We start from the raw sequence: 11,534 nt of genomic DNA, 5'->3' as shown, positions 1-11,534 counted from the left end.
TCGTGGGTCAGCGGCGTTCTCCTGACGCCTATCTGATGTCGATCAGGCGTGACGCGGGCAACGCGCGAGGCGCTGCTCGGTGGCTCGCAGGCTCTCGAGATCGTCGGCCAGCAGGCTGGACGAGAGCCACATGATCGCGAACACCGCGCCGAGGAAAATCGGCTCCATGATCTTTCTCCAATCGAAGCGGCCGACCAAGGTCGGCTGATGACCTCACTTTCCTTCATATGGGTTGCGGAACACTTAAAATCAGCGTGAGCCGCTGCGACGGATCGCCACCCGAAAGCCGCGCATTTACAGCTAATTTTCCATGAAAGAAGCCCCGGCCGAAGCCTTGGCCGGGGCTGATGACGACGACGATATGCGCGATGCTTATTTCGCGGCGTCGCTGATGTCGTGGGTCCAGGCCCCTTCCGGCGCCTTGGTGATGACCGGATCGGAGCCGCCGGACATCAAGGTCTGCACCGTGCGCTCGTAAGCGGCTTCGTCGAGATAGCCGGTGCCCTTCGGATTCTCGCCGACCAGCTTGGCGATCTCCTGCATCATGGTCTTCTGGTGGCCTTCGGTCTGGGCGCCGGTCTCGTCGTTCTCGAGCACGATCTTCACCGCTTCGTCCTGGTTGGCGACCGCGTATTCCCAACCCTTCTTCGAGGCCTTCAGGAACTTCGCCAGTGCCGCGACCTTGGCCGGATCCTTCAACGTCGCGTCGAGGGTATAGAGCCCGTCCTCGAGCGTCGCGACACCTTCGTCCTCATACTTGAAGGTGACGAGGTCGTCGGCCTTGAGCTGGCCGCTCTCGATGATCTGCCAATACTCGTTGTAGGTCATGGTCGAGATGCAGTCGGCCTGCTTCTGCAGGATCGGATCGACGTTGAAGCCCTGCTTCAGCACCTTGACGCCGCCGGCGCTGCCGTCGGTCTTGAGGCCGAGCTTGTTCATCCAGTTCAGGAACGGATACTCGTTGCCGCCGAACCAGACGCCCAAGGTCTTGTCCTTGAAGTCCGCCGGCGACTTGATGCCGCTGTCCTTGCGGCAGGTCAGCATCAGGCCGGACTTCTGGAAGATCTGCGCAATGTTGACCAGCGGCACGCCCTTCTCGCGGGTGGCGAGCGCGGACGGCATCCAGTCCACGACCACGTCGGCGCCGCCGCCGGCGATCACCTGGCTCGGGTTCACGTCCGGGCCGCCGGCCTTGATCGTGACGTTGAGCCCCTCGTCCTTGTAGAAGCCCTTCTCCTGGGCGACGTAATAGCCGGCGAACTGCGCCTGGGTCACCCATTTCAGCTGCAGGGTCAGGTCCTCGGCGTTTGCCGCGGTGGCGGCCATGCAGAGCGCGATCGCGGTCGCCATGCCGCCAATGGTCATGCTGAGTTTCATTATGCCTCTCCTGTTTCTCAGTTTTGTGCCCGATAGGAAGGATGCCAGAAGGTGAAAGCGCGCTCCAGGAGCGCGATGATGCCGTAGAACGCCGATCCGGCAACCGCGGCGACGGCAATGGTGGCCCAGACGACATCGAGGCCCATCCGGGCGTTCTCGATGTTGATGCGAAAGCCCATGCCCGCGGTCGGCGAGCCGAAGAACTCGGCCACGATGGCGCCGATCAGCGCCAGGGGCGAGTTGATCTTCAGGGCGTTGAAGATGAAGGGGAGCGCGCTCGGCAGCCTGAGCTTCAGCAAGGTCTCCGCATAGCTCGCGCCATAGGAGCGCATGAGGTCGAGCGACATCCGGTCGGCGGCCTGCAACCCGGCCAGCGCGTTCACCAGCATCGGGAAGAAGATCATCAGCACGACCACAGCCGACTTCGACTCCCAGCCGAAACCGAACCACATCACCATGATCGGCGCGATGCCGATGATCGGCACGGCGCTGGCGAAGTTGCCCAAGGGCAGCAACCCGCGCTGCAGGAAGGGATAGCGGTCGGCGAGCAGTGCCGTGAGGAATCCGACCGCATTGCCGATCACGAAGCCGGCCAGCACGGATTTCAGGAAAGTCTGCGCAAAGTCGTCCCACAGCATCGCAGTGCCCGCAGCGATGGCCGTGGCTATTGCCGTGGGGGCCGGCAGCAGCACCTTCGGCACGGCAAAGCCGATCACCACCGCCTGCCAGAGATAGACCAGCAGCAGGCCGAAGATCAGCGGGATGGCGATGTCGCGCCAGCGGTTGCGCTTCATCGCCGCAAGATCCGCCATGACGATCCAGGCAAACAGCAGGACGCCGACCAGGGCCAGCCAGAAGCCGCTTGCGGTGAGGCCCATCTGGAACTCGGCGGTCGGCAGCATGATCAGCGCCGCCGCGGCCAAACCGAGCGCAGCCATGCGCAGCATCACCCAGGGCGCCACCGAGAGACCGCCCAGGCCGATCAGCATGGTGATGAGGGCCTGCGGAAACGCGCCCCAGAAGATCACATCGTCGTCATAGGTGCCGACCGGCATCCAGAAGCTGAAGATGATGCACAGCGCCGCGATGAAGCGGAGCGGCAGATGCGCGCCGAGGCGGTCCTTCCAGCTCATGCCGGGGTTCATCACCGCACCCCCATCCGCTTCAGGGTGAGGCGCTCGATCCCGCCCATGGCATAGACCAGAACGGAGCCGAGGATCGCGGCCATCAACAGGGCCGACCAGATCTGCACGGTCTGCCCGTAATAGGAACCGGCCAGCAACCGCGCGCCGATGCCGCCGCTGGCACCGGTCGGCAGCTCGCCGACGATGGTGCCGACCAGGGAAATCGCGATCGCCACCTTCATGCTGGCGAAGAGGAAGGGCATCGAGGCCGGCAGCCGCAGCTTCCAGAAGATCTGCCACGGGCCGGCACTGTAGGTGCGCATCAGGTCGAGCTGCAGCAGGTCCGGCGAGCGCAGCCCCTTCACCATGCCGATGGTGACCGGGAAGAAGCAGAGATACATCGCGATGATCGCCTTCGGCACCAGCCCGACCATGCCGATCGAGCCCAAAATCACGATCACCATCGGTGCGATCGCCAGGATCGGCACGGTCTGCGAGGCGATGATCCAGGGCATCAGGCTGCGGTCGAGCGTCTTCACATGCACGATGCCCGCCGCCAGCAGCATGCCGAGGATTGCGCCGAAAGCGAAGCCGAGCATGGTCGCCGAAGCGGTGATCCAGGCGTGGTAGACCAGCGAGCGCTTGGAGGAAGGCGCGGTCTCGAAGGTGGTCTTCCAGAACTCGGCCAGGACCTGGTGCGGCGCCGGCAGCACCGGCCGTTCCATCGACCAGGTGGCGCCGATGATTTCCGTCGTCGTGCCGGTCTGGTTGTTGTTCGCCATCATGGCCGTGACCTGCGGCCAGTTGAGCAGGATGGCCAGCAGGTACCAGAGCACGACGATCGCTGCGACGATGGTCACGACCGGCATCACACGCCCGCGCGGCGAGACCAGCGCACCCAGGCCGCCCGGCATCGCAACGTCAGTCATGGGCGGGGTCAGTCATAAGAATGCCCGGCCTTCAGGCCCTCGCGCACCCGATGCGCCAGCGCGATGGCTTCCGGGCTCTCGCGGGTCTCCAGGCTGCGGTCCGGCGGAAGCGTGCTGTCGATCACCTCGACGATTCGCCCCGGCCGCGCGCTCATCACCACGATCCGGGTCGAGAGCAGGACCGCTTCGTCGATCGAATGGGTCACGAAGATCACGGTTTTCTGCGTCTTGCGCCAGATCGAGAGCAGCTCCTCGTTCATGCGGTCGCGGGTGATCTCGTCCAGCGCACCGAACGGCTCGTCCATCAGCAGGATCTGCGGATCGAAACTGAGCGCGCGCGCGATCGAGACCCGCTGCTGCATGCCGCCGGAAAGCTGCCAGGGGAACTTCTTCTCGAAGCCCGTGAGGCCGACCAGGTCCAGATAGCGCTTCGCCGTCGTTTCGCGGTCGGGTGTGCCGAAGATTTCATGCGGCAGGGTGACGTTGCCGAGCACGTTGCGCCAGGGATAGAGCGCCGGCGCCTGGAACACGTAGCCGTAGGCGCGCTTCAGCCGCGCTTCCTGCGGCGTCATGCCGTTGACCAGCGCGGTGCCGCCGGTCGGCTGCTCGAGATCGGCGACGATCCGCATCAAGGTGGTCTTGCCGCAGCCCGACGGGCCGATCAGCGACACGAACTCGCCCGCCCGGACCTGGAGGTCGATGTCGGTCAGCGCATGGACCGGCGCGTCCGCCGTCTGGAACGTCAGGCTGAGCTTGCGGATATCGATGACGACGTCGCCGGCCACGGCATTCCCCACTGTATCTGCGGCCGCCGCCTGCGTCAGCCGCGCGTCGCCGTCAGACGGCATTCGCGCGTTCCACTATGGCACGAAGCAGCACGTCGCAACCAGCGGCGCAATCGCCTTTGGTGGCGTTCTCGATCTCGTTATGGCTGATCCCGTCCTCGCAGGGGATGAAGACCATGGCGGTCGGCGCCACCCTGCTCAAATAACAGGCATCGTGGCCTGCCCCGCTGATGATCGGCATGGCATCGAAGCCGAGCTCCTCGGCCCCCTTCTTCACCGCGGCGACGCAGTTCGCATCGAACTTCACCGGCGGCGAATACCAGATCTCCTTGAAGTCTATGGAGAGGCCATGCTGCTTGCAGGCCTCCTCGGCCGCGGCCTTCACCTCGGCCGCCATCTTCGAGAGCACCGAGTCCTCCGGATGACGCAGATCAACCGTGAAGAAGACGCTGCCCGGGATGGTGTTCCGGGAATTGGGGCTGTTGGTGATCATGCCGACGGTGGCGCAGGCGAAGGGCTGGTTGCCGTGGCCGATCTTGTTGACCGCGGTCACCACATGCGCCGCGCCGACCAGCGCATCCTTGCGCACCTTCATCGGCGTGGGGCCGGCATGGGCCTCCTGGCCGGTCATCACCACTTCGAACCAGCGCTGGCCTTGCGCGCCCTGGACGATGCCGATGGTCTTCTTCTCGTTCTCCAGGATCGGGCCCTGCTCTATATGCGCCTCGAAGAAGGCATGGACCGGCCGCTTGCCGACCTCCTCCGGACCGGCATAGCCGATCCGCTCCAGCTCCTGGCCCATGGTCTTGCCGCTGGGATCGGCGCGGCTGAGGCCGTATTCCAGGTCAAACACGCCGGCGAAGACGCCCGACGCCACCATGGCCGGCGCGAAACGCGAGCCTTCCTCGTTGGTCCAGACCGCGACTTCGATCGGCCGGTTGGTCTCATATTTGAGATCGTTCAGGGAGCGGATCACTTCGAGGCCGGAGAGCACGCCGTAGATGCCGTCGAACTTGCCGCCCGTGGGCTGGCTGTCGATATGGCTGCCGGTGATCACCGGCGCCAAGGAGTCATCCTTGCCGGCGCGGCGGGCAAAGATATTGCCCATCTTGTCGATCTTGATCGTGCAGCCGGCCTGGCGGCACCAGGTGATGAAGAGGTCGCGGGCCTCGCGGTCGAGATCGGTCAAAGCCAGGCGACAGACGCCGCCCTTGGCCGTGGCGCCGATCTTGGCCATCTCCATCAGGCTGTCCCACAGCCGGTCGCCGTCCACCTTGAGATTGGTCGCCACCTGTCACTCCTGTCTGATTCTTCTTTATTCCGCCGCCTTTTTAGCATGCGGATTGCGCGGGTCCTGAGTCCAATTGAGGTAAGGTTTCCCGGTATCGACCGAAACCATGCTGATCGTGTCCGGCACCGGGCAGACATGCTGGCACAGATTGCAGCCGACGCATTCCGCCTCGATCACCTCGTAGCGCCGCTTGCCATCCACCCGCAAAGCCGCGATCGACTGGTGCGAGGTATCCTCGCAGGCGATGTGGCAGAGCCCGCACTGGATGCACTTGTCCTGGTCGATGACCGCGACCGACTTGTAGTTGATGTTGAGGAACTGCCAGTCGGTGACGTTCGGCACGGCCTTGCCGCGGAAGTCGTCGATGTGTCTGTAGCCCTTGGAATCCATCCAGTTGCTCAAGCCGGTGATCATGTCATCGACGATGCGGAAGCCGTGATGCATCGCCGCGGTGCAGACCTGCACCGTGCCGGCCGAGAGCGAGATGAACTCCGCCGCATCGCGCCAGTTGCCGATGCCGCCGATCGCCGAGATCGGAATCCCGTGGGTCTCCGGGTCGCGGGCGATGTCGGCCGTCATGTGCATGGCGATGGGCTTCACCGCCGGGCCGCAATAGCCGCCATGGGTACCCTTGCCGTCCACCATCGGCATCGGCGCGAAATGGTCGAGGTCGATACCGCAGATCGAGTTGATGGTGTTGATGAGCGAGACCGCGTCGGCCCCGCCCTTCTTCGCCGCCCGTGCGGGCTTGCGCACATCGGTGACGTTCGGGGTCAGCTTGACGATGACCGGCATCCGCGTGTGCTGCTTGCACCAGCGGGCGACCATCTCGACGTATTCCGGCACCTGGCCGACCGCCGAGCCCATGCCGCGCTCCGACATGCCATGCGGGCAGCCGAAATTGAGCTCGATCCCGTCCGCCTCGGTCTCCTCGACCCGCGCCAGGATGTTCTTCCAGCTCATCTCCTCGCAGGGCACCATCAGCGAAACGATGAGCGCCCGGTCCTTCCAGTCGCGCTTCACCTGCTTGATCTCGCGCAGGTTCACGTCGAGCGGCCGGTCGGTGATCAGCTCGATGTTGTTGAAGCCGACGATCCGGTCGTCGTTGATGTGCAGCGCGCCGTAGCGCGACGACACGTTCACCACCGGCGGGTCTTCGCCCAGGGTCTTCCAGACCACACCGCCCCAGCCCGCCTTGAAGGCGCGGACCACGTTGTATTCCTTGTCCGTCGGCGGCGCCGAGGCCAGCCAGAACGGGTTCGGCGACTTGATGCCGACGAAGTTGGTGCTGAGATCAGCCATGGCCGTTCCTCCTGAGCGCGCGGTCGATCGCATGCGCCGCGAGCTTGCCGTCTTGCACGCTTTGCACCGTCAGGTCCGTGCCGCTGGCAACGCAATCGCCGCCGGCCCAGACTTTTGGCATGCTGGTCTTGAAATCTTGATCGACCACGATCTTGCCCTTCGCGGTGTTGAGGCCGGAAGGCGGCGTGAGGGTCTGGCCGATCGCCTTGAACAGCTGGTCGCATTCGATGGTGAAGGTCTCGCCGGTGCCTTCGAGCTTGCCGTTGTTCATCCGCGTGTATTCGAGCTCGATGCCGGCGATGGCGCCGTTCGAGCCCACGAGCTTCACCGGCTTCACCCAATGCTTGATCTTGACGCCGGAGACCTGGGCGAATTCCTGCTCATGCCCGGTGGCGCTCATATTCTCGGCACCGCGGCGATAGGCGATCGTCACGTCCTCGGCGCCGAGCTTCTTGGTCTGGATCGCGATGTCGATCGCCGTGTTGCCGCCGCCGATCACCACCACTTTCCGGCCGACCGGCAGCACTGCCTTGTCCTTGGCCTGACGCAGCTCGGCGATATAGCCGACCGCATCGAGCACACCTTTCAACTCGCCTTCGCCGGCCAGATCCAGCGCATTGACGCCGCCGAGGCCGATGCCGAGGAAGACCGCATCATAGTCACGGGCGAGATCGGCGAGCTGCACGTCCTTGCCGAGACGCTGCCCCGCTTTCACCGCGATGCCGCCGACCGAGAGGATGAAATCGATCTCGCGCTGGGCGAAGTTGTCGACCGTCTTGTAGGCGGCGATGCCGTATTCGTTGAGGCCGCCGAGATGCGGCCGTGCTTCGTAGACCGTGACCGCATGCCCCAGCACCGCAAGCCGATGCGCGCAGGACATGCCGGCCGGACCGCCGCCGACCACGGCGATCTTCTTGCCGCTCGACTCCGCACGGGTGAAAGGCTGGTGCCCCGCTTCGATCAGCTGATCGACCGCATAGCGCTGCAAGGCGCCGATATCGACCGGCTTGTCCTCCGAGGTATTGCGCACGCAAGAACGCTCGCAGAGGATCTCGGTCGGGCAGACCCGCGCGCACATACCGCCGAAGATGTTCTCGGCCAGGATTTTCTCGGCCGCACCCTTGGTGTTGCCGGTCGAGATCATGCGGATGAAGTTCGGGATGTCGATGCCGGTCGGGCAGGCCTCGACGCAGGGCGCATCATGGCAGAAGAAGCAGCGCGCGCTGTCCACGATCGCGCGCTTCTTGTCGAGCATCGGCTTGATGTCGGCGAAATTATCGTCGATCTCGGCGCGCGACAAATGTCCGGCCGAGCCGCCCACCATGCCACCGTGGGGTGCAGGTGCCATTGGCAGTCTCCCTTCAAGCTCTCGTGCGCTCCCGGTCGGCTCGGTGTTAGGCAGAAGAACCGTTACGGGCGCGCAACTCCCTATTGCAGAAGCCTGCCAAAGTTTGACCGATCGATCAAGTTTTATTCGCGGGGTCCCCGGAAATGCGCTAGAATGGCGGCAACAGCCAAGGCCGCGCGGCCTGCCAAGCGCCGGCCGGCATGGGAGGATGGATGGACTCGGCCCCTAAGCCTGCCGGCGACGGCGGCGACACCGCGGGAGCAGGCCCGCGCGAACAGGCGCGTGCCAAGATCGAGGCGAAGATCCTGGCCGCCGCCGAAGCGGTCTTCGCCGAGCACGGCTTCAGCGGCGCCGCGATGTCGGAGATCGCGCGGCGCGCCGGTATCCCGAAGCCGAACCTGCACTATTACTGCAAGACCAAGGAGGAGCTCTATCGCCGGGTGATGGAGCGGATCCTCGACCTCTGGCTCGGCACCGCCGACGAGATCCAGCCGGAATCCGATCCGGCCGAAGCCTTCGCTCATTACATCGCGGCGAAGATCGACCTCGCCCGGCGGCGGCCGCTGGCATCGCGGGTCTTCGCCAACGAGTTGATTCACGGCGCCCCGCAGCTCGGCGGGTTTCTCGAAACCGAATTGAAGGACTGGGTCGCCCGCAAGGCCAAGGTGATCGACGGCTGGGTCAAGGCCGGCAAGATGCAGCCGGTCGATCCGCGGCACTTGTTCTTCATGCTCTGGGCGGCGACCCAGACCTACGCCGACTTCGCCGTGCAGATCGCCGCGGTGCTGGGCAGGAAGTCGCTGAAGCCCGCCGACTACGACGCCGCGGCCGGGCAGACGACGGAGATCGTGCTCAGAGGGCTAGGGCTGCGACCGTGACCGGTCGCCTGCTTGATCGCCTACGATCGGGCTCGGGCGCCAACATTCCGCAATGAATCGCGATGCAAACATGATCGCGAAGAAGATACCGGCCGTCATAAGCTGCTTACGGTCTCCCTCCAGCACCCAGCCCACCACCATAAACATCGCAGTCGAGAAGGCGGCCAGCTTCCAGGACTTCTGGAGTCCCGCTCTGAAGACTATGGGGAACGGCGGTCGATCGCTTTTCATGCGGCCTCACTCAATTCGACTCTTACGTCGCCATTACTTCTAGATCGAGCGCGCCGGAATAACGGATCACCTGCCCGCAGAACGGCAGCCCCACCGAAACCTCGAACGCATACTTCCCGTCCTTCTCGCTCTCCCAGGCGTTCATCGAGGGCGCGAGAAAGCGCGGCAGGGTGATCGGGCCGATCTGCGTCCCGAGCAGGCGGTAGACCAGCCGGCCGCCTTCGCACATTGGCTGCAGATAGAGTGACAGCGGCCCCATTTGTTCGACCAGCAGATCATCGTCTAGTCTGAAGGTGCTTTCGAAGATCTTGCCGTCAAAGCTCCGCGACCAGACGATCTGGTCGGGGAAGTGCCAGGCCATCACCACCAGCTCGGCCTTCGGGTTGGATTTCGGCAGGCCCATGATCGCGGCGACCAAGCCGCCGAGACCGCCGCCGCGCTCCACCTTGGCCGTACCCGACAGCTTGATGGTGCCGTGATGGGCTTTCTGGACCAGGTCCGGCAGCCGCGCGAAGGCACCGTCCATGCATTCGATCAGCGCGTTCTGCGGCCCGCGCTCAGGCGCCGCGCCCGAAGCAAAAGCGACGCGCTTGCGGTCTCCCCCGAACAAGACGGCGTGGCCCCCCGACCTGCCGTGAGGTTACTGCGCGGCCTTGCGCGGCACGGCGCGCGGCTGGCGGGCGTCGTTGCGCTTCTTCACCGCATCGAACACCGCCGGGTAGCACGGACGGTTCACGTACTTGCCGGCGCCCTTCTCCACCTTGAGCTCGCCCTTCTCGTAGACCACCTTGCCGGCGGCGATGGTGACGGTGTTGATGCCGGTCACCGTCATGCCTTCGAAGATGTTGAAATCGACCTTCTGGTGATGGGTCTTGGCCGAGATGGTGCGGCTGGCCTTCGGGTCCCAGACCACGAGATCGGCATCGGCGCCGACGCTGACCGAGCCCTTGCGCGGATAGATGTTGAAGATCTGCGCCGCGTTGGCCGAGGTCACCCGCACGAATTCCATCGGCGTGAGGCGCCCGGTGCCGACGCCGTGGTGCCAGATCACCGACATCCGGTCCTCGACGCCGCCGGTGCCGTTCGGGATCTTGGTGAAGTTGTCGCGGCCCATCGCCTTTTGATCGGCGCAGAAACAGCAGTGATCGGTCGCCGTCGTCTGCAGCGTGCCGGATTGCAGCGCGCGCCAGAGGATCTCCTGGTTCTCCTTCGGGCGGAACGGCGGGCTCATCACATGCGCCGCGGCGAAGTTCCAATCCGGGTTGCGATAGACCGAATCATCGATGAGCAGATGCCCGGCCAGCACCTCGCCATAGACCCGCTGGCCCTCGTTGCGGGCGCGGGTGATCGCCTCGACCGCTTCCTTGCAAGAGTTGTGCACGATGTAGAGCGGGTTGCCGATCACCTGGGCGACGCGAATCGCGCGGTTGGCGGCCTCGCCCTCGACCTCGGGCGGGCGCGACATCGGGTGCGCCTCGGGACCGGTCAGGCCCTTCTTCACCAGCTCGTTCTGCAGGTGGAAGACCAGCTCGCCGTTCTCGGCATGCACGGTCGGGATCGCGCCCAGCTCGAGGCAGCGCGAGAAGCTCTTCACCAGGTTCTCGTCCGGCACCATGATGGCGTTCTTGTAGGCCATGAAATGCTTGAACGAGTTGACGCCATGCTCCTTGGCGAGCGTGCCCATGTCCTCATAGACCTGGTCGCTCCACCAGGTGACAGCGACATGGAAGGAATAGTCGGCGCAGGACTTCTCGGCCCAGCTCATCCACTCCTTGTAGGCCGACATGAGGGACGTGTTCGGCGACGGGATCACGAAATCGATGATCATTGTCGTGCCGCCCGCCAAGCCCGCCGCGGTGCCGGTGAAGAAATCCTCGCTGGCGACCGTGCCCATGAAGGGCAGCTGCATATGGGTATGGGGATCGATTCCGCCCGGCATCACGTATTGGCCGCCGGCATCGACCACCTGGGCGCCGGCGGGCGCCGCGAGGTTCTCGCCCACGGCCTTGATCTTGCCGTTCTCGCAGAGGACGTCGGCCCGGGTCATTTGTTCGGCGGTGACGACGGTACCACCCTTGATCAGCACGGACATGGCAGGCACTCCCTATTATTGGCAGCCGCGCGGCAGACTCCGGCCCATGGACTGAGGAGGCAGCGCGGCGGTTTGAGGAAATCTTACCCCCTTTGCAGGCGGTTGTAAGTGGTCTCATTGGTTCACCCCAGGCCATAGCCCGAGGCGGTTCCCCCTCCCCTTTTATGCAGGGGTCGC

11 protein-coding genes are annotated in these 11,534 nt (G+C 64.6%); 1 reads left to right on the top strand and 10 read right to left on the bottom strand.

The annotated features are described in order from the left end of the window. Positions 1-42: 42 nt before the first annotated feature. From ACH2CY_RS17365 to ACH2CY_RS17330, 8 genes are all read right to left on the bottom strand, one after another. The gene (locus tag ACH2CY_RS17365; protein ID WP_395020572.1) at positions 43-168 is read right to left on the bottom strand and encodes a hypothetical protein; all 126 of its coding nucleotides are present in this window, start codon (positions 166-168) and stop codon (positions 43-45) included. Between the two features lie 204 nt (positions 169-372). Beyond that, complete coding sequence (locus ACH2CY_RS17360; protein WP_395020571.1) at positions 373-1,377, bottom strand: ABC transporter substrate-binding protein; 1,005 nt, start codon at positions 1,375-1,377, stop codon at positions 373-375. A gap of 17 nt (positions 1,378-1,394) precedes the next feature. Then, the gene (locus tag ACH2CY_RS17355) at positions 1,395-2,522 is read right to left on the bottom strand and encodes an ABC transporter permease (protein WP_395020570.1); all 1,128 of its coding nucleotides are present in this window, start codon (positions 2,520-2,522) and stop codon (positions 1,395-1,397) included. Beyond that, a complete protein-coding gene (locus ACH2CY_RS17350; protein WP_395020569.1) occupies positions 2,522-3,430 on the bottom strand; it encodes an ABC transporter permease in 909 nt (302 codons plus the stop codon). The genes ACH2CY_RS17355 and ACH2CY_RS17350 overlap by 1 nt, the downstream gene beginning before the upstream one ends. Positions 3,431-3,438: 8 nt before the next feature. Further along, complete coding sequence (locus tag ACH2CY_RS17345) at positions 3,439-4,278, bottom strand: ABC transporter ATP-binding protein (protein WP_395020568.1); 840 nt, start codon at positions 4,276-4,278, stop codon at positions 3,439-3,441. Further along, positions 4,268-5,458: a M20 family metallo-hydrolase gene (locus ACH2CY_RS17340; protein ID WP_395020614.1), complete on the bottom strand. Its 1,191-nt coding sequence runs from the start codon at positions 5,456-5,458 to the stop codon at positions 4,268-4,270. Before ACH2CY_RS17340 ends, ACH2CY_RS17345 begins: the two co-directional genes overlap by 11 nt. A gap of 72 nt (positions 5,459-5,530) precedes the next feature. Beyond that, positions 5,531-6,808 (bottom strand): NAD-dependent dihydropyrimidine dehydrogenase subunit PreA, encoded by a 1,278-nt coding sequence (preA, locus tag ACH2CY_RS17335; protein ID WP_395020567.1) that lies wholly within the window; start codon positions 6,806-6,808, stop codon positions 5,531-5,533. Further along, the gene (locus ACH2CY_RS17330) at positions 6,801-8,156 is read right to left on the bottom strand and encodes an NAD(P)-dependent oxidoreductase (protein WP_395020566.1); all 1,356 of its coding nucleotides are present in this window, start codon (positions 8,154-8,156) and stop codon (positions 6,801-6,803) included. The genes preA and ACH2CY_RS17330 overlap by 8 nt, the downstream gene beginning before the upstream one ends. A 212-nt stretch (positions 8,157-8,368) precedes the next feature. Between ACH2CY_RS17330 and ACH2CY_RS17325 the strand changes: the two genes are divergently transcribed. After that, complete coding sequence (locus ACH2CY_RS17325) at positions 8,369-9,034, top strand: TetR family transcriptional regulator C-terminal domain-containing protein (protein WP_395020565.1); 666 nt, start codon at positions 8,369-8,371, stop codon at positions 9,032-9,034. Between the two features lie 253 nt (positions 9,035-9,287). On the opposite strand, the gene ACH2CY_RS17320 is transcribed toward ACH2CY_RS17325, so the two are convergent. Next, positions 9,288-9,875 (bottom strand): DUF4166 domain-containing protein, encoded by a 588-nt coding sequence (locus tag ACH2CY_RS17320; protein WP_395020564.1) that lies wholly within the window; start codon positions 9,873-9,875, stop codon positions 9,288-9,290. 30 nt (positions 9,876-9,905) lie between these two features. Then, positions 9,906-11,357: a dihydropyrimidinase gene (hydA, locus tag ACH2CY_RS17315; RefSeq protein ID WP_395020563.1), complete on the bottom strand. Its 1,452-nt coding sequence runs from the start codon at positions 11,355-11,357 to the stop codon at positions 9,906-9,908. Positions 11,358-11,534 lie beyond the last annotated feature (177 nt).

The organism is Dongia sp. (assembly GCF_041905885.1).
Taxonomy (GTDB): domain Bacteria; phylum Pseudomonadota; class Alphaproteobacteria; order Dongiales; family Dongiaceae; genus Dongia.
Note: the sequence above shows the minus strand (reverse complement) of the source record. Positions and strands in the feature narration are given on the sequence as shown.

Excerpts from the sequence above, each read along its gene's own strand:
- ACH2CY_RS17365 (WP_395020572.1), bottom strand. The coding sequence starts at position 168 with ATGGAGCCGATTTTCCTCGGCGCGGTGTTCGCGATCATGTGGCTCTCG.
- ACH2CY_RS17360 (WP_395020571.1), bottom strand. The coding sequence starts at position 1,377 with ATGAAACTCAGCATGACCATTGGCGGCATGGCGACCGCGATCGCGCTC.
- ACH2CY_RS17355 (WP_395020570.1), bottom strand. The coding sequence starts at position 2,522 with ATGAACCCCGGCATGAGCTGGAAGGACCGCCTCGGCGCGCATCTGCCG.
- ACH2CY_RS17350 (WP_395020569.1), bottom strand. The coding sequence starts at position 3,430 with ATGACTGACGTTGCGATGCCGGGCGGCCTGGGTGCGCTGGTCTCGCCG.
- ACH2CY_RS17345 (WP_395020568.1), bottom strand. The coding sequence starts at position 4,278 with ATGCCGTCTGACGGCGACGCGCGGCTGACGCAGGCGGCGGCCGCAGAT.
- ACH2CY_RS17340 (WP_395020614.1), bottom strand. The coding sequence starts at position 5,458 with ATGGAGATGGCCAAGATCGGCGCCACGGCCAAGGGCGGCGTCTGTCGC.
- preA (WP_395020567.1), bottom strand. The coding sequence starts at position 6,808 with ATGGCTGATCTCAGCACCAACTTCGTCGGCATCAAGTCGCCGAACCCG.
- ACH2CY_RS17330 (WP_395020566.1), bottom strand. The coding sequence starts at position 8,156 with ATGGCACCTGCACCCCACGGTGGCATGGTGGGCGGCTCGGCCGGACAT.
- ACH2CY_RS17325 (WP_395020565.1), top strand. The coding sequence starts at position 8,369 with ATGGACTCGGCCCCTAAGCCTGCCGGCGACGGCGGCGACACCGCGGGA.
- hydA (WP_395020563.1), bottom strand. The coding sequence starts at position 11,357 with ATGTCCGTGCTGATCAAGGGTGGTACCGTCGTCACCGCCGAACAAATG.